Genomic DNA, 19,722 nt, shown 5'->3' on the forward strand with positions numbered 1-19,722 from the left:
TATTATTATCCAGTTATGAATGCATTCACTTGCTACTTACGGCACGTCAAAATCAGTAAATCAAAGACCGTGCGCCGGATGCGCATAAAGCGTGAGTATCAGTTCCAGTGAATTGAGCATTAATCATGCCAATCAAATATTTGGCTGTTTTATAACTTGTCTCCAGTTACAAGATGAAAAATGTAAATAACCCTGGACGTTACTATGGTTATCTGAGAACGCGTAGGTTGGATAAGAATAGAAATTAAGCGGGAAACGACTAATTGCTGATGAAGATAAGGAAAAAACCGGTCTGGCAGAAATTTGGTGCAGAGAATTTTCTGGCCTTCGAAATGATGAGAAATAATGACAGGTATGCCAAAATCTCGACAAACGCACCCGTATGGGATGGCCTGAATTTAACAACCCATAACCCAGCTGATACGATCAGTAATGAGATGGGGATGGAAAGAGCAGGATGCTCCTCCCATTTTTATTTTTACTATAGTGTCTCTGTCACCTTGTTAAGATTGGCCGGCGCATCGGGATTGAGCCCCATACGCTGGGCCAATTCTTCACACGCGAGTTGGGCCAGAAAGGCAAACACCGGTACGCGGGCCCAACGGTCTTCCGGCAACTGGATCGGTAGCCCGGCCTCGTGGGTGGAATCCGTACCGATGGTGACGAAAGGCACGCCCCGGGCCAGCAGCGTGGTCACTACCGCCTGTTTGCTGGCCATGGGTTCGTCGGTGCCGGAAAAAATCACTACACGATCGGATGAATTGAACATGCCGATGGGCCCGTGCAGGAATTCAGCGGTGGAATAACCTGTCGCCGGCATCCCCAGACTTTCCTGGACCTTGAGCGCGGCATCCAGCGCACCGGCATAGGATGGTCCCCGCGCAATCCAGGCCACGGTTCGAGCGCCGGCCAGGAAAGTGGCCAGTGAAGATGCTGCCTCGCTATTCAGGATGGCATCCATTGCCTGGGCAGTCTGTTCCGCCGCCTGCACCAGCGGATAACCCGCCACCGCTGCCGCAGCGAATAGTTGCGCGGTAAAGCTTTTGGTGGCCGGCACCGCTTTCTCGGCGCCACAATTCAAACGGAAGATCGCATCGGCATGTTCGGCCAGACGTATCTCATTCCCAGCAGCGGCGGTGACGCCGACTGCCAAAGCCCCTTTGGATTTTAGCCAGCGCAGGGCATCGGCTATATCGGTACTCTGTCCGGAGGCTGAGAAAGCGTAGGCCACGGAATCGCTCCAGTCGGCATCGGGCAGTTCCTGAGTCGTCACCCAAGGGCGAAATTCCACCGGATGGTGGCCGGTTCGCAGCATGAACAGATAAGCTGCGAAGGTACAGGCATTGCCCGAGCTGCCTCGGCCAATCAATACTACGTTGCGACGCTGATTGCTGCGCTCATGAATCGCTATGGCCTGCACTTCCCAGCCGGCGGCTTCCCGGCGCAACATGGCGGGTGTCTCTAGTATTTCCTGTTTCATATGGCTTTGAGTTGTCATTCTTCTTCCTTCCTGTGGGTGCAGAGCCCTCTGACTTTCCAGAAAAACTCGCACGGGGCACCCGCATGCTGGCGTGCGTGAAGCGCATTCAGAATGCCCTCCTCGTTGCCGAACAAAGGGAGTACCTGGGTGTGGTAATGAGAAATCAGTGCGGCCTTGGCCGGCACATCAACCGGCAGAAACATGCGTGAGGAGGATTCACGTCCCAGGCGCTGAAGCGCGCGTAGCGGGTCGTCTTCCGCTCCGCTCCCTATCTCGCGATTGACTACGTAGGGAAAGTCCTCATAAAACAGCAGGGATGGCCCCAGCTCCGCCAGTCGCAAAGCTACCCTGGCCACGATAGTATGGTCCACGTGCTGGCCGATACCCATGGGACTCACCAGCAGGATGCGTCCCAGATTCAGGCATAGCCGCTGGAGTATCAGGTAGAGCTCCTCCACATGAGCAAGATCGTCCACCCGTGGGGCGACCCATTTTTCGTGTGCATGGCGATAGATGAACTGGTTGGTGAGCGGGCTGCGGCGATAGATGCCATCGGGAAAGCCGAGATGGACAAAATCCGCATCGGCGGCATGCATGGCGGCAACGTCTTCCCGGCGCCTCAATTTGGGATTTACATAGCCTTTGCGCTGCGGTGTCCGATGTGTGCCATCGCGATTCTGTACCACCGGCGGATTGCCGCAATAGATGCTGATAACCAGACAAGAGGCCTTGCGCCCGGTCAAGAAATTGAGCAGCCCTCCGCAACTGAGCGCCGCATCGTCGAGGTGAGGCGATAGGATGACTACCCGCTCAATATCATCCCAGGGTAAAGCGGTGGCGAGCGCGGCAGTCTTCATGCCAATACCGGAAGCAAAGTGCCGTATTGCTGGCGGGCGAGCTCCCAAAGCTGTTTCGCCCTGGCAGCCGTACCCACCAGCGGGTTGGCCTCCAGGGCATTGAGGATACTTGTCTCAGCGCCGCTGCGGGCGGCGTCAGCGGCAAGATGCTGGTAGGTTTCCAATTGTTTCAACAGAGCGCTATGGTCTGGCGGTATCCCGGGGGCGGCGACGCGCTCCCAGCCATCAGGGCCGAGCTTGCCACGCGTTTCCACCACCGTGCTGGCGGAAAAAAATTCCGTGGCACCCTGGTTTTCGACATTCAGCACCAAGGCGGTACTCTGCTGGTTTTTCAGCGCCTTGATCACTGTCACGGCCAAATCGCCAAACCCTGCGGTTCCGCGGTGATGCACGAGATGGGGTTGATCCTTGGCGGCTTCTTCGCGGAAATGCGCATAATAAGAAGGGAGCTTCGCTACGATTGCGTCGCTACGCGGCCCCTGCTGCCTGGACAAACGGACGAATTGTTCCGGGTACAGGTAATAGGGAAGATAGGAATTGGGCCAGTAACCGGGCGTTTGGCGTGCCATGGCCAATGACAATTCGAAGCGCAGCCGATGTTCTTCGTTCACATCCGGCGGTGCGTCGAGTACAGCGGGAAGTTCCTCAAGCGGCACACCGCCGAAACTCAGCTCGCTATACCAGGTTGCATGGTTCAATCCATTGCAGCGGTAGGAAATCGGTTCACCCGGATGCCCCAGGGATTGGGCCAGGGCCTGCAAATCTTCATCAGACTGGTCGCAGAGTCCCAGCACGCGGACCCCACCCCGATCTACCAGCGCCTGGGTCACAATATTACTGGGGTTGGTGTAGTTGAGCAGGAGTGCGCCCGGTGCGACGGCCGCCATCGTATCGGCCACCCGCAGCGCTTCCGGCACGGAACGCAAGGCGAAGAAAAAACCGCCCGGGCCCACGGTTTCCTGACCGGGAATGTTCAGTGCCAGGGGCAGCGTCTCATCGATGCGGCGCGCCTCGAAACCGCCTGGTCGCGTGCTGTTGAGTATGGCATCCGCACCTTCCAGCGCCGATGCCAAACTGAAAGCGGTTTCCACCTTGAAGCTCGCGCCCGCACTCTGTACCATCGCTTGTCCCAGACGTCCCACCAGTTCCAGATGCTCGACGTGGATATCGTAAAGGCGTATGCGCTCCAGACCCAGTGCGTTCCCTTGATGAATGAGTGCTTGTAGCAGGCCGGGTGTATAAGCGCTCCCGCCCCCCAATATCACAAAATCTTTAATCACTTGTTCATCTCCAGATTAGCTAAAAGTTCGGGATCTTCTACCACGCCGCCGGATTGCGTCAGGAGCCGGGCGGCAACGCGGCAACCATGGCGCAGCGCATCTGCGCCGTCCATGCCGTGCAGATGCGCTGCCAGAAAACCGGCGCAAAAGGCGTCGCCGGCACCGGTAAAGTCCATGGCGGTCACTGGCTCCGCCGGGCAGCTCACCCATTTGCCGTCCAACAGCCCGAAAGCGCCTTCGGCCCCGGCGGTCACTACAATGCTGGATGCGGCCCCCTGTAGCAGTTCGGGTGCTTTGCGCGGATCGCCGGCGGCACAGGCGGCTTCTTTATCGTTAAGGATCAGCAGATCCCAGGACGGACAGGAATGATGCTGCAAGGCCGCCAATTCCGCCGGCGCCCAACTTCCGGATACGCTGATCCTGGCCCCGCTCGCCCGCGCCGTGGCCAGTGGCTTTGCCAAATATTTTGCTTCCAGCAAACCGGGGACATGGATCCATTTCGCCGGGCAAAGGGATTCGCAATGCTGCAGGGAGTCAAAATCGGCGGCGCTCACAAAGGCCCGGTCTTCAGGCCCGGAAAACACCAGCGATACTGCAGGGTCGGTGCGCGCAGGCCAGTGCATTGTTGAAATGCCCAATCGGGCAATACGCTGTGCAATGGCATCGTCGGATAGCCCCTCCCCGCGCGGGTAGGCCAGCACGACATCCAGGCCAAGAGCAGTGGCGACCGAAGCGGTATTGAGTGCGCCACCCAAGCCAAGCCGGATGGCATCCGCAAATACCTCCTGGCCGGGAGCCGGCATTGTGACCGGGGGTACAAAGACCTCGAAATATACAAGACCGGCGACGCAGAGTTCTACTTGTGATTCAGATGGCATAAGCCCTTCCTGACAACTTGATGGGCTTGCTGCATGAGGAGTCATTACAAAAAATCAATAATCTGCTTTCCTGACAGCGTATAAAAAGAATATTTGATCAACCATGTTCATTAAATTCAGAAGCGGCTGAAAATTCATCAAGCGTGAGTTATCTACTGCTGTTCGATACGAATCGCTTGATTGATCAAAGCAGACCTTGGCACGATTTATGGTTGAAATCGTCAAGCAGACAACATGAACTGCAGGGTGTACGTCTACGACGGTTTACCCATATTGGAGGACGCCATCCCGCTCCGTATTGCTGCTAGCGTTCTGGTTTATGGCGAGGCCGCAGCATCCATACAGCAACTATAAACCGCTGACTTACATCCTTGGCCTTGTCTACCATGATACGCATGCTTGGGGAGCCATGTCACCTTTCAAGGCCTTTCAGTTTGCATAACGACACGCCACAGCAGGCATATCCTGCTTGCATGCATTCGGCTACAGCGGGATTTATATTAAAAATATGTATTTGAACATGCTATTAGAATATTTTTATATATAAAGCCATAAATAGTTTATTTAATATGTTGAATAATATAAATATATTTAATATGCGGATTTGTCTCAGGCTATGGGAATAGAGGAGTATCGGGCGAATAGCCAGTATCAGCGGCCAGTTCTCAGCAAGGTGGCAAGCGCGTCTGCGGTCATTGGATGCCCAAAAAAATAACCTTGGCCCTGGTCGCACTGTTGCGCCAGAAGAAATGCGTACTGTTCCGCTGTCTCCACGCCCTCGGCGATGACGCTTTGCCTGAGATTTTTACCTATGCCGATCACGGCACTGACGATGGTGGCATCATCAGGGTTGCTGGTTATCTGATTTACAAATGACTGGTCGATCTTCAGAGTGTCGATCCGAAACCGCTTCAGATAACTCAGGCTGGAATAGCCGGTGCCGAAGTCATCGATCGCGAGCTTTACGCCCAGATCTGCGAGCGCATGCAGCACGGAATCGGTAGCGGCGGCATCGCGCATGAGTACGCTTTCAGTCAGTTCAAGTTCCAGATAGCGCGGCTCCAAATGGGCTTCTTCAAGCGTCATATGCAGATATTCCAGAAAATCCTTGGCGCGGAATTCGAGTGCGGAGGTATTGACGGCGACGGTGATCGACGGTAAGCCCGCATCCTGCCAGACCCGGGCCTGGAAGCAAGCCTCGCGCAGCACCCAGCGGCCTATCGGCAGGATCAGGCCACAGTCTTCGGCGATGGGCACAAACTGCGCCGGCAGTAGCAGCCCGAGTTCCGGATGCTGCCAGCGGATGAGCGCTTCGACACCGGCCATCGTGCCGCTGTGAAGATTTATTTTCGGCTGATAGTGCAATACAAATTCATGCCGTTCCAGTGCGCGGCGCAGGCTGGCTTCGACTGATTGTCGCTGGACCGCCCGGGCATTCATACTCTGATCGAAGAGTTTGTAATTGTTGCGTCCGTTTTCCTTGGCATGGTACATCGCGGTGTCCGCATTCTTGATCAGGGCTTCCGCATCCTGACCGTCGCCGGGGTAGATGCTGATACCGATACTCACGCTGATATGGAGTTCGTGCTGGTCGATGTGATGAGGCGGTATGAGCGCCGCGAGCAGCTTTTTGGCAGACAGCGCCGCGTCTTCTGCATGCTCAATAAGGGGAAGCAGCAGCACGAATTCATCGCCACCCTGACGACTGACGGTATCCGACTGCCGCACGCAAGTCAGCAGGCGTTGTGCCACCGACTGCAGCAACTGGTCGCCAACCGCATGCCCCAGCGAGTCGTTGATATGCTTGAATTGATCCAGGTCCATGAACATCACCGCAAGCTGCGTACACTGGCGGTGAGCCAGCTCAATCGCCTGGCTCAGCCGGTCTAGCAGCAGTATTCGATTCGGCAGGCCAGTGAGTGCATCGTGATGGGCCAAATGATCCAGCTCAACTTTAGCCGTCTGGACTTGTTCAGCCAGTTTGTGAGCTTCAATTGTAGCGGTGACCAGGTGGGCGTTCGCTTGCTGCAAGCGGACCATCTGATCATCGGACGCTGCCTGTGTCATCTCTGCCGCGCGAATTTCCCGCTCGCGCGCGGTGGCGGCCCCTTCGCGCGCGTGGGCTTCTCCTTCCCGTGCCTGCGCCGCTCCCTCGCGCAGATGCGCAGCGTCTTCACGCAAATCAGCGGCGTCCTCACGTAAGTCAGCCGCATCTTCTCGTGCCGTGGCCGATTTCTCGCGGCTTGACACAGTCGCCTCATTGCCCATGGCAGCGCCATCCCTGCGCCGCCTGTCGGCGCCACGCGCAACATGCAGGCGGCCTTTGCCCTGACTGGCTATGCCAGGTTGATCCGGTCCATCGACATCGGAAGCGCCCTCATTGTCGTTTCTGTTCATCGACGCGCTCCGTCGCCATGCAGAGGTAAGGCTGCAATAGCCATTAGGGTTTTCTCCAGCAATTGCACCGCAATTTCCTGATCGTCCAGAATACTGAAGTTAAGCATTACCGGCGGGAAAAGAAAATTCCGGGGTGATTGCGCGATCAAATTTTGTTTCAGAAAGCTCCAGCGCCATGTTCAGCGTATCCATAAACTCGTCTATTTTGATCGGCTTGGTGAGATAGCGGAAGAATCCTGCCTCCAGGCCTTTCTCGATATCGTGGCGCATTGCGTTGGCGCTCAGGGCAATAACGGGGATGTGCGCGGTGACCGGGTGTTCGCGCAACAGATGCAGCACTTGAAAACCACTGATGCCAGGCAGATTGATGTCCATCAGGATAACATCCGGGAGATGGAGCTTGGCAAGCGCAATGCCGAGTTCACCACTGCGCGCGCTCAATATGCGCAAATGCGGGTACCTTGCAATGATCTGTTCGACCAGCATCAGGTTGGCCGGATTGTCTTCCACATAGAGCAAAGTGCGCAGCGCTGCGTTCGCTTGAGCCTGAATAATCCCTGCAGGCATAAGCTGCCTGGAAGCCAATTGTGGCGCAGTGTCCCGGATCAGTTCTATCCAGAATTCGCTACCCACGTCGACCGTGCTTTCCACGCCGATCGTTCCTCCCATCAGCTCGATGAGTTGCTTGGTCACCACCAGGCCTATGCCTGTTCCTTGCTCGGCACCATTTTCCTGCCCAAGCCGATTGAATGGCTGGAATAGCTGCGCCAGCTTTTCGGGAGGCAGCCCCGCACCGCTGTCTTTGACGTTGATGCGTATACATTCCGGAACAGGTGTGCTGCATGCCACCACCACGCTTCCCTGCTCGCTGTTGTATTTGATTGCGTTGGTAAGCAGGTTGATCAGCACCTGCTTTAGCCGGGTTCGATCGGCACTGACAAACAAGGTATGATCGAACGGAATAAAATCCATCTGGATGCCACGTTGTTGCGCCTGGGGCTCCATCATGGTTTGGCATTCACGCACCACATCAACCAGCAGCAAGGGTTCTCGCAACAGCATCAGCTTGCCCGACTCGATCACCGCGAGATCGAGGATTTCGTTGATCAGTTCCAGCAGATACCATCCAGCCTTGATGATCTGGTGCAGCCTGACCATCTGCACGTCGGTTGGCGCTGGTGAGCCGGCTTCCAATAACTGGGCGAAGCCGAGGATGGCATTGAGCGGGGTTCGCAGCTCATGGCTCATGCTGGAAAGAAAATCCGATTTGGCGAGGCTGGCCTGTTCCGCCACCATCTTGGCATTTTCAAGCTGAACCTGAGCAATTTCAATTTGTTCGACCAGCTTTTGTGCCTCAATGGCTGTAACAACCAGATGAGTATTGGCTTGCTGCAACGCCAGCATGTGGTCGCCGGATGCTGCCTGGGTCGCCTCGATCGCACAGATCGCCAGTTCACGCAAGCTGACCGCCGTTTCGCGCAACTGGACAGCCTCTTCGCGGGCAGTGGCTGAATTCTCCCGGTTTAGAACAGCCGCCTCATCGTCAATAACAGCGGCTTTCGTGCATGAGTGACCTTTTCCCAGGCTGCTTGGCAAGCTGGCATGATGCTGTCCAGTTATCGCTGACTGGCCTCGGTCATTGATATCGGAAGCGCCATCACTGTCATTTTTGCCCATCGCCGTCCTTTATCACCGAGACGTTCTGGCTACGGGCTGACCGTGGGCCGGCCCGACATGATGCCGTTATATTCAGACAGTGCTGCGCCAATAACGATGCCTGCGTCGTCAATGTCGAACAATCGAATGTCCTTGCTGTGCGCGCTAGCGCGAACTTTCACGACCGACAGTACGCGTTTGAATTGACCGCCGATTTCAATATAGCGCTGCACAATAATGGCATCGGCGAGAAATGCGCTTCCGAATGAGCTAAAGCGCAAATCGGTATAGCGGTCTTCCAGTTCGGAGGTCATTAATATGGTCACGCCCATGTTGGTCAACTCGGCGACCATCCGATACAGTGACCCGCGAAAATCTTCCTGAAACTCGGGTGCCAGTGCCAGCTCAAATCCGGACAGTGAGTCGATAACGACGCGTTTTGCCTGCTTTTGCTTAATCATGACGATCAGATCATTGAGGGCTTCATCAATCGACAAATCCAGTGAGCGCGTGTCGATCACCCCCACGTGCCCCGCCTTGACCAGAGCATGCAGCTTATTGCTCAGTAATTGGCTGGGGCTCTTCTCAAACGCCGCAATGACACCTGTTTCGCCGAGGCGTACGCCTTCAGCGAGAAATTCCGTCGCCAGGACGGTTTTTCCGGAGCCGGATGGCCCGACCACGAGTAGCGAATATCCGGCCGGCAAGCCGCCGCCCAGCATTTCATCCAGGCCTGCGATGCCCATCGAAACACGCTCCTCCCCAGCGGAGACCTTGGGGGCTGATCCTACTGCTGCGTTCCGTTGGATAATCGCGCGCGGGAAAACCTGTATGCCTGCATCGTTGATACGGAAGGTATGCAAACCCGGCGCCTGGGCCTGGCCGCGCATTTTGACCACTTGCATTTTGCGCACCATGGAATTGTGGTGCAAATTTTGCGACAGCCAGAGGATGCCATCCGCCACGGTAAACACCGGGCTGGACTCGGCTTCCGGCAGCAAATATTCACCGATCAGGAAGGTGGTGGCCTGCCAACTGGTCATTTGCATGCCCAGATGCTGCACGAAGCGCTGCAGCTCGGTTGCTCCTTGTTCCTCCTGCCTGGCAGACTGCACCACGGATCGAAACGAATCGACAAAGACCAGGCTTGGGGCAAAGGCTTTCACTTCTTCGGCGATGCGTTCCAGGACGCGGTCAAAATTGCCCTCGAGGAGGTCCGCAGACAGGTTGACGAAGCGGATCGATTGATTGACTTTGGTGATATCGAAAAACGAAAATTGCTGCTGATAACGCAGCATTTTCAACGCGGGTTCGCCAAGTACCGTGAAGAACAGCGCACGGTTATCCGGTTTGGCCAGCGAGAACATGATCTGGTGAGCCAGCGTGGTTTTACCGCTTCCCGGCGTGCCGGCAATCAGATTGAACGAGAATTCCGGCAGGCCGCCGCCCAACATATTGTCCAGGCCAGGCACGCCGGTTGGCAAACGACGTATGTTTACTTTATTGCTCATTTTTGAATTCCTTGTTGGCCGTATCCGAAACGTCATTACCCCAGGCCGAACCTAAAATACTGGTCGTTAACGGCTCGCCAATCAAAGCGGCCATGATGTCGGTGAAGGTGATCAAGAGCAGGCAGTTTGCTGCGCTGGCTTGCTCGGGTGTTTGTCCTGCAAGACTGGTTTTCAATTGGGCGAACCGGTGATCACGCTGAGGTGACAGTGCGGCCACGGCGAGCCACGGAAAGCTTGCCTGGGTAAGAAAGACACTGCGCGCGTAAAGGGAATTGAAACCGCCTTCACCGACGATGGAAATGATCTGGGTGGCCATCTGCTCCCATAGGTCAATCGCGGCATCTGCAATTTTTTCGGGGCGCTGTGCCATAAGGCTGATGATTTTCTGATGCCTTAGCAATTCACTGTTTGCCATAAATCAATCTCAATAATGGGTCGATATCACGACATTGGAGAAATACGGCCGTTGTTTCAATCCGAAACAAGTATAGAACATTTGCTTAGCCAGGTACGGCATGTACTTTCACTTCGACTGTGTGTGCTTGCTGATCGTCTATCAACGGCAGAGTGTTGTCGTGTTGCTCAGCCCCATCCAGCGTTACGCTGATTGTGACCGTGCTGTCGTGCGTTTGCAAGACTTCGATGTGGTAGACCGTTTCGCGATAACGATAGTGGATTTTGAACGACTGCCACGCCACAGGCAGACACGGGGTGAAATGCAGTTTGTCCACATCCAGCCTCAAGCCGAGCAGCGATTCCACGATCAGCCGGTACATCCATCCCGCCGATCCCGTGTACCAGCTCCACCCGCCGCGGCCAACATGGGGCGACACCGAGTACACATCGGCTGCGATCACGTAGGGCTCAACCTTATAGGTCGCCACACCCGCCGCATCCCGGGCATGGTTGAGGGGGTTGATCATGCTGGTGAGTTCCCACGCACGCTGGCTGTCGCCCAAGGCTGCGAACGCCATGGCAGCCCAGATCGCGCCATGGGTGTATTGGCCGCCGTTTTCACGCACGCCGGGCACGTAGCCGCGGATGTAGCCGGGGTCGAGTTCGGAATTATTGAAGGGTGGATCGAGCAACTGGATCAGGCCCGAATCGCACCGTACCAGACGCTTGTACACCGCATCCATGGCGCTGCGCGCACGCCGGGCATCACCTGCACCGGACAGCACGGCCCAGCTTTGCGAGATGGAATCAATCTGGCACTCGGTATTGCTGGACGAACCCAGCGGCGTGCCATCGTCGAAGTAGGCGCGGCGATACCACGCGCCATCCCAGGCATTTGCCTCGATGTTCTGGCCGAGCTTGGCGGCTTCTGCATCGCACAATGCGGCGAAGTCTGGGTCGTTGTGCAGACGCGCGACCTTGGCGAACTGTTTCAGCACCTCGCACAGGAAAAATCCGAGCCAGACGCTTTGGCCCTTGCCCTGCAGCCCGACCAGGTTCATGCCGTCGTTCCAGTCACCGGAGCCCATCAGCGGCAGGCCGCGATCGCCGAACCGGAGCCCGTGTTGAACGGCGCGCACGCAATGCTGGTAGAGGCTGGCGACGTCTGCGGATTGGCCGGGCAGATCGTAGTAGGAGTCGTCGCCGGGGGGGACCAGACGGCCTTCGAGGAAATGCAGCGGTTCATCCAGCACCGCAGCATCGCCGGTACCCAGAACGTAGCGGCTTGCCACCATGGGCAACCACAGATAATCGTCGGAACAATGCGTGCGCACGCCGCGGCCCACGGGCGGATGCCACCAATGCTGCACATCGCCTTCCGTAAACTGGCGCGACCCGCTCAGCAGCAACTGCTCGCGCATCAATTGCGGCTGGGTGTGAATCAATGCCATGACATCCTGCAGCTGGTCGCGGAAGCCGAACGCCCCGCCGGACTGGTAGTAGCCGGTACGCGCCCACAGGCGACAGGCGATGGTTTGATACATCAGCCAGCCGTTGCTGAGTACGTCCAAAGATTTATCCGGCGTCTCGATCTGCACCGCGCCCAGGGTATGCCGCCAGTGCTGTTGCACGGCCTCACGCACAGTCCGCGCTACGCTGGCGCCTCGGAAGCGCGACACCAGCGCATTGGCATCACCGGTATTGAGCCCAAGCCCCAGCCTGAACACAATCTCGCGCGTCTCTCCATCGCCCAGCTCGAATTGAACCTGAATGGCTGCGCACGGGTCGAGGGCAGCACCCACCTTACCCGACAGACGAGCGCGCAGCATCGCCGCCGGACTGGCCAGGGTGCCGTTGCGCCCGAGGAACTCGGCACGGTCTCCGCTCAGCGTCAGGACTGTGTCGTCCGCATCCACATCGAAAAACGCAACCCGCTCAGAGAACTCGGTGTTATACGAGTTTCTGGCGTAGAGCGCACCGTTATTGCGGGAGATTTCAGTGGTGACGTGCATCACCGACTTCGCCCGCAGATCGCCCAGCACCCACTCCACATAACCCGTCGCCGACAGCCGGCGTGGGCGGCCCGATTGGTTATGCAGTTTCAGCACGGAGAACTTGACCGATGCATCCAGCGCTACATAAACCATGAGCTCCGAGGAAATGCCATCCTCGCCATACTCAAACACGCTGTAACCGAATCCGTGGCGGCTGACATAGGTGCCCGAACCGCTGGCGGGCAGCGGTGTCGGCGACCAGAAATGGCCGCTCTCTTCGTCGCGCAGATAGAAGGCTTCGCCGCCGGCATCGCTCACCGGATCATTCTGCCAGGGAGTGAGACGAAACTCGTGGGCATTCTCGCCCCAGGTGTAAGCCATGCCGTTTTCGGAAATGACCGTGCCGAAACCGGGGTTCGCCAGCACGTTAACCCATGGCGCCGGCGTCACGCGCTCGCGCGTGGTGGTGATGACATATTCCTTGCCGTCGGGAGTAAACCCGCCCAATCCGTTGAACAGGATCAGGTCGCGTGGCGCGACAGCATGTGCTGCCTGTGGTCGATGAATTCGGGTAGGTGCGTGATGGGGAATGTAGGCTCCTTTGACGACGATACGATTCAATTGATCTTCAAGCGTTCCTCGCACATCGCTGATAATGGCACGCGCCACTGACTGGAACAGGATGCGATCCTCATCCGATATCTGGTCTGCGGAGCGCACAAAAATACCACCGGGGTGGTCCAGGGAATGGGATTCGATACCCGCAGTCACCAGTCCCATGATTTGTTCTTGCAGCAATTGCCGGTAACCGGCGCGGTCTTCGTTCCATATCACCAGATCCACCACCAGTCCCTTCAGGCGCCAGTATGCGTGTGCCTGAACCAGTTGCCGGACCAGATCGAGATTGGCTACATCGCCGATCTGCAATAGGACGATGGGAAAATCGCCGGAAATGGCATAGCCCCATAGGCCGGATTGACCGCGGCGGTTCCTCAGTAACACACTCGCGTCGGCGCGCAGCGTGGCACTAGCGTAGATCACCGAACTGGCAAGACGGCCATATAATTGTGCGTCCGACTCACTGGCATTGATCTGACGCAGTACGACCTGGCTATGGGTCCAGGCCAGATCGAAAGCGCGACTGGCAAGCCGGCGATCCTGATATTTCTCGACTAGACTGATTGCCGCTTCGCGGTTTTCAGCAACACCCGTCACGATATCGATGGTCGCCGTCTGATCCGGATCGAGCGTGATGCGACAGCGGATGGCGACAATCGGATCCAGTACGGAGCCGAAACTGCCTGACAGATTCGCCGTCTGCTCCGATGTTGATGTCGCACCGTTCAAGGATTGGGGATTGACCACCGTATTGCAGCGGCCGATGAAGCGCATGCGATCCGTTTCATAAGAAACGACTCCGCTAACGGCACCGTGCACTCTCATCAAATGCAACATCCACGGCACCTTCTCATCACGAGATCGCGCACGGCGCGTGCACAGGATTGCCCTGTGCTCGGCGAGTATTTCGGTCTGCACAAACAGATTGCTGAACGCCGGATGCGTCGCGTCCGCAGCGGGCACAGCCAGCACAACCTCCGCATAGCTGGTCACCTCGATGGTTCTGCGGATGCGCGAGCGGTTGGTAATGCTGACCCGGCGCAGTTCGATGTCATCCTCCGGCGAGACCACGATTTCGGTATGCGTATCGATGCCCTGATCGCTGCGACGGAACTCAGCGCGCCCCTCGGAGAAGATGGCTTCATATTTTTGCGCAGACCTGAGCGTGGGCTGATAGGCAGCTGACCATAAATCGCCGCTTTCAGAATCGCGGATGTAGCAGAAGCTACCCCAGTTATCGCACGTACTGTCTTCGCGCCAGCGTGTGACCGCGAGATCCTTCCAGCGGCTGGAGCCTGCTCCGGCATTGGTGACCATGACGTGGTAACGGCCATTGGACAACAGTTGTACTTCCGGTATCGGCGTATCCGGGGTGCTGAAAATACGCATCGGCATCTCCAGCTCTTTGGCAGCCGTTGGAATGTCGGATAGCTGGCCGGTATGGAAGAAGAAAGCCGATTCCCTTGGAATACGCTCCTGCAGTAACAGCATGGTCGCCTGGAACAGCGGATCAGATTCGAAGCGGCGCTGCATCGGGCGGTTCAGCAGCAGGTAGGCCAGAGACAACAGGCTCATGCCCTGGTGATGCGCCATGAACGAACGTATTACGGTGCTAGATTCGCCCCGCCGTTGACGCGATGCGGTGTAATCGATGGCCTCATAAAATCCGAATTTTCCTTCCAGGCCTATGGCGGCGAGCTGCTGCAGATTCTGGCACGCCGCTTCCGGCGCCACCATCAATGCGAGCACCGAAGCGTAGGGTGCCACCACCAGGTCCGCGGCGAGGCCGCGTTTGAGCCCCAGACCGGGCACTCCGAATACGCGGTACTGGTAATTGAGATGAACGTCGACCGTATTGTAACCGGACTCCGACATGCCCCACGGCACCCCGCGCTGCTTCCCATAGTCGATCTGTCTCTCCACCGCCGCCTTGTAAGTCTGATCGATCAGCGTGTTATCAAAAGTGGGCATCACCAGCAGCGGCATCAGATACTCGAACATCGAGCCGCTCCACGACAACAGAGTCGGATCACCGCCGGCGCTGGTAAGCAGGCGCCCAAGTGCAAACCAGCTTTCCTGCGGCAGTTGTCCTTGCGCAATCGCGACGAAATTGCACAAGCGCGCTTCCGAAGCCAGCAGGTCGTAGTAACTCGCGTCGCGGCGCAGCTCATCCACGTTGTAGCCGATCGCCAGCAAACGGCGCGATTTGTCATACAGAAAGTCATACTCCATGCGTGCAATCTCACCGAATTGCAATGCCAGGCGCTCAATGGCCGCGATGCGCTCATCGGCGCGCTGGCTGGCCTGGGTAATGCTGCGTCGCAGCACTTCGAGCCATTCGCGTTCTTCGGCTGTCACAGCGGCAGTCAGGCGTTGTTCAATGACTGGCTGCAATCGCTGGTTCAGTCCTGCCAGTTCACGCAACGTCGGTATCCCGCTGATACCGGGCAAGTCGCCAAGACTGTCCGGTGCGGTCGGCAACACTAACCAGGGAACAAGAAACCTCAACTCTTCCAGGACGCTGCGGCATTGCCGGGCAAGTTTATGTGCCCACCAGTTTGCATCCGGCTCGGAGGCCAGTTCTGAAATCGCCGCATTGGCGTGATCCAGGGCCGGGGGGTGCGCAGAATTCTTCCGTGCCTCCCTGTATGCGCCCGTTTCTTCGCGCCTCTGCTCTGCGGCGGTTGTCCTGGGATGATCATTTTGAGCCATGTCGACACCCAGGCTAGCGCTAACCGACTCAGCACTTACCGCCAGTTGCTCAAGCTTCGACTGCACTGCTACCAGCGTGGCTGGCCGGAAAGCGCATGCCGATTCGATATCTGACTGCAAGCGGGTGAGCGCGGCCGAAGTACCGCCCTGGGCAGCATCCACCAAAACCACCAGCGTGTCGTGCAGCCCGTCAAACCAGCGCGCCCCGACAATTTTGTCGTCAGTTAGCGCAAGCAGACCCGGACCAAGCGTCATCAGATGACCGGCGAGATTGCCGCTGTCCACCGACGAAATGTAGATGGGATGCAGCGGTTTCAGCGACAGTGTGTCGTACCAGTTATAGAAATGCCCGCGATGCCGTTCCATGCCTTGCATGGTATGCAGTGTGTTCGCGCTACGCTCGATGAGTATTCCGGCCGGGATGTAGCCAAAGTCGTACGCAGTCAGGTTCGCCAGCAGTGCCAGCCCCATGTTGGTCGGCGAGGTGCGATGCGCCAGTGCGGCACCTCGATACTCCTGATAGTTATCCGGCGGCAGCCAATGGTCTTCCGGCCCGACGAAGGTTTCAAAGAACGCCCAGGTCTTGCGCGATATTTTCTTGAGAAAGCGTGTCTGCTCGGCTGTCAGTTTTGCTTCGCGACGCGCAAGGGGCGTGCTGAGCCACCAGGCGATCGCGGGTGAAGCCAACCACAGCAGCAGGATAGGCCCAGCGACAACCAGTATAGTCGGCGACACCAAAGTCAAGTAGATCACCGTCGCAGCCGCTAACAATGGCGCAATCCACATCGCTCGATACTGGCTAAGCATATCTGTGCGAGCGGCGCATGCCGACTCGCCGGACGGCGCCCATTCGAGGCGCCGGCGGTGCGTCACGAGCATGCGCCAGAGCGTGTGCAGGATCGCATCAAGACTGATAAACGCCTCATACGGCAGCCAGGCGAGCGTAAACAGCGCCTGCACCAGATGCCCGCCCATGGAACGGCTTGCGGCACTGAGATGTTGCTTCAGCAAAACGTCCGTTGGTTTGCGAAACATCTCCACGATGCCAGCAACCAGGGACGGAACCAGTAGAACGGCGATCACCGCCACGGTCCACAACCAGGCTGGTGCAACAAGCGTCCAGCCAAGCAGCAATAACAGGGTCAACGCGGCAGGCGCGAGACTGCGCCGCAGGTTATCGAACAACTTCCATTGTGACAACCATGACAGCGGATTTTTCCGGCGCCCGCCGCCCAACTCCGGCACGCTCCGCAATAACCACTCAAGCAGCTGCCAGTCGCCGCGAATCCAGCGATGACGACGATCCATATCCGCGTTGTAGCGTGCCGGGTAATCCTCATACAACTGCACATCGCTCAACAGCCCGGAGCGTGCGTAACAGCCTTCCAGCAGGTCGTGGCTGAGTATCCTGTTTTCCGGGAAGCGGCCACTCAGAGAGCGCTCGAAGGCATCCACATCGTAGATGCCTTTGCCGATGAAAGACCCCTCGTGAAACACATCCTGATAAACGTTGGAGACTGCACGCGTGTAAGGGTCGATACCGGCCTCACCGCCGTGCAATCGGGCATAGTGCGAGCGATTCGCACCCGGCAGACTCACACTTACCCGCGGCTGCATAATGCCGTATCCGATGGTGACGCGTTGTTTGCGTTCATCGTAGTGCGGGCGATTCAGCGGATGCGCCATGGCGCCCACCAACTGGCGGGCGGCATCGCGCGGGAGTTGCGTGTCCGTGTCCAGGGTGATGACGTAACGCACCTCCGACAGGGTGGCAAGCTGACCGACGATCAGCGCGAAACAATCCGCCGCCCCACCACGCAATAGCGAATTCAGTTCCGCCAGCTTGCCACGCTTGCGTTCATAGCCCATCCACAGTTTTTCCTGTGGATTCCAACGGCGCGGGCGGTGGAATAGGAAGAATGGGGCGGCACTCGATTCATCCGTTGCGCTGCCGTATTTTCGATTCAGCTCGTCAATTCTTGTCTGCGCCAACTGCAGCAGCAGCGCGTCTTCGGCCAGCGTTTCCTGCTGTGCATCGCGAAAATCGGTGAGCAGGCCAAACTGCAGGTGATCGTCCCGATTGGCCAGGAAACGGACTTCCAGCATCTCGATTAAAGCCTCGATGCCAGGCTCGCTGGCCAATATGGTGGGGATGATGACCAGCGTGCGAAATGCAGGAGGAATACCTATGGAAAAATCCATTCTGGGTAATGGATTGGGCGACACCAGCAAGGTCGCCAGCCAGTTCACCAGCGCTACCGCCATCTGGCTGGCAGATATCAGCGCAGCGATATTGACCAGCACTAGCAGCCAGGTGGGGATGCCGCTGGCATAGGCGATTAGCGCCAGGCCCCCGGCGAGCAACAGCGCGATCAGTGTGATGGCTCCGAGATATAGCGGCAACGGGAAACGTTGTCCGATTCTGTGTAATGGCGCGAATAAGCCAGGGCGCACCGCTACTCTCCTCTCGAGTTCCGCACAGCCCTGGTCGATCAAGTAAAATCCCACATGCGCGGCACGATTATCGCTGCCTTTTCTGGCTGCCGTCCCCGCCAACTGGATAGCCTGGCTTGCCACTTCGCCCTCGGACAAAGCGCAACGTTTGGCGATTTTCTCGACCTGATGGCGATAGCGGTCGCGTGTCGCGAAATCCATCCCGGCATATGCTGCTCCCGGATCGCTACGTAACAATTGTTCCACCACACTCATGGATTCCACAAACTGACGCCAATCTGCTGCGCCGAGGAAACGCAGGCTGCCAATAGTATTGCTGATTGACACTTGATCGGCGGCTTGTTGCTGGTTTCCAGTCTGGATGAGTTGTTCGATAGTCAGGTTTGATTCAGCAAGCCGCTGTTCAATCCAAATTAGCGGCAGCGCTAGCGCGGCACCCTGTCCTTGCAGGCGACGCGCAAATTCAGAAACGAACGGCGTGGTCGTGGGGGGATTAGATCGCGCCATATCGGCAGTCAGCAGAATTAGGCTTTTGGGGTCGGTTTCCGCAATCACGATCATCTGATCTATCCAGGCATCGGCTAGATTTCGCTCGACTCTGCCGGTAGCGATGCGCACAGCGACGCGCCGCAGATTCTCGATCAACGCCAGTCTCAGCATGATCGGAATTGCCCACAACTCACCCAGGTCAAGTGGCGCAACCGTTTGGTAAGCCGCTACAAAACGGCTGAACGCTCTCCGATCCACTCTGCCATCGCCATGTGAAATAGCCTCCAGCGCGATAGCATAGACGCGCGGCAGCCCGGTTGCCGTGCCTTGAGCCAGGCGCGGTAGTTCCCGGCTGTAGCCCTTGGGCAAATGGCGCTTGGCCGTGCGGATCTGTTCTTCGATCAAGTAGAAGTTATCCAGCAGCCATTCTCCGGCCGGCGTAATACGGCGTTTCGCCGCGACCGCCGCAGTCAGCAGATTGCTCACGCTGACCAGAACCTCTTCGTTGGCCGCGAGTCTTGCCAGCAATGGATTCGGAGCACGTACCGAGGTCAACCTGTGCATGGCCGCAAGATTTTTGCCGTGCTGTTCCAGCTGATCTGCACTGAACAACTCCGAGCGTAGCGGAGGTTCTTCGTCGGGATAGATACATTGCGTGGTGCGTTCTCCCAGGCGCGTTTTTATTTGATGCACGAGACCGGAGAAATCGCTGCTACGATTTTTCAATTTGGCAATACCAATAATTTTTGCAACAGAATCGATTGCCCGGGTAGCGCGCTTCAATACGCCTCCGATTTCTGGCGCGATTTTGACTAATGCGTGTGTCGGCAGCACTGATACGCTGGCTCAGTCAGAAGCTGTACGCTCGAGATGAGAATAAACAAATAATAAACGTTAAACCCAGCGCAGTCTGTGCGCTATCGTACGTACCCTGCCCAGGATGCGTACCTAAGGAAATTCATCCCGGTTTTTTGAAATTCCTTGATGAAAATCAAGGAAA

At 57.1% G+C, this 19,722-nt stretch carries 9 protein-coding genes; all 9 read right to left on the minus strand.

Translation table 11 applies throughout. From position 1 onward, the window contains the following. Positions 1–481: 481 nt before the first annotated feature. Positions 482–1,498, minus strand: a complete 1,017-nt coding sequence (locus ACYCZJ_RS04815) for an SIS domain-containing protein (protein ID WP_461553088.1) — start codon at positions 1,496–1,498, stop codon at positions 482–484. Continuing rightward, on the minus strand, positions 1,495–2,337 hold the full coding sequence (locus ACYCZJ_RS04820; RefSeq protein ID WP_461553089.1) for a PIG-L deacetylase family protein: 843 nt from the start codon (positions 2,335–2,337) through the stop codon (positions 1,495–1,497). Before ACYCZJ_RS04820 ends, ACYCZJ_RS04815 begins: the two co-directional genes overlap by 4 nt. Continuing rightward, the gene (locus tag ACYCZJ_RS04825; protein WP_461553090.1) at positions 2,334–3,617 is read right to left on the minus strand and encodes a family 4 glycosyl hydrolase; all 1,284 of its coding nucleotides are present in this window, start codon (positions 3,615–3,617) and stop codon (positions 2,334–2,336) included. Before ACYCZJ_RS04825 ends, ACYCZJ_RS04820 begins: the two co-directional genes overlap by 4 nt. Beyond that, entirely contained in the window at positions 3,614–4,495 is an 882-nt protein-coding gene (locus tag ACYCZJ_RS04830; protein WP_461553091.1) for a carbohydrate kinase family protein, read from the minus strand. The genes ACYCZJ_RS04825 and ACYCZJ_RS04830 overlap by 4 nt, the downstream gene beginning before the upstream one ends. A 651-nt stretch (positions 4,496–5,146) precedes the next feature. After that, entirely contained in the window at positions 5,147–6,892 is a 1,746-nt protein-coding gene (locus ACYCZJ_RS04835) for a putative bifunctional diguanylate cyclase/phosphodiesterase (protein WP_461553092.1), read from the minus strand. Between the two features lie 99 nt (positions 6,893–6,991). Next, entirely contained in the window at positions 6,992–8,569 is a 1,578-nt protein-coding gene (locus ACYCZJ_RS04840; RefSeq protein WP_461553093.1) for an ATP-binding protein, read from the minus strand. A gap of 29 nt (positions 8,570–8,598) precedes the next feature. Continuing rightward, positions 8,599–10,059: an ATPase domain-containing protein gene (locus ACYCZJ_RS04845; RefSeq protein ID WP_461553094.1), complete on the minus strand. Its 1,461-nt coding sequence runs from the start codon at positions 10,057–10,059 to the stop codon at positions 8,599–8,601. Beyond that, positions 10,049–10,474 carry a hypothetical protein gene (locus ACYCZJ_RS04850; protein WP_461553095.1) on the minus strand — a complete coding sequence of 142 codons (426 nt, stop codon included), beginning with the start codon at positions 10,472–10,474 and terminating at the stop codon, positions 10,049–10,051. Before ACYCZJ_RS04850 ends, ACYCZJ_RS04845 begins: the two co-directional genes overlap by 11 nt. Before the next feature lie 85 nt (positions 10,475–10,559). Beyond that, on the minus strand, positions 10,560–19,505 hold the full coding sequence (locus ACYCZJ_RS04855; protein ID WP_461553096.1) for a GH36-type glycosyl hydrolase domain-containing protein: 8,946 nt from the start codon (positions 19,503–19,505) through the stop codon (positions 10,560–10,562). Positions 19,506–19,722 lie beyond the last annotated feature (217 nt).

The sequence above is a fragment of the Sulfuriferula sp. genome (assembly GCF_054605375.1).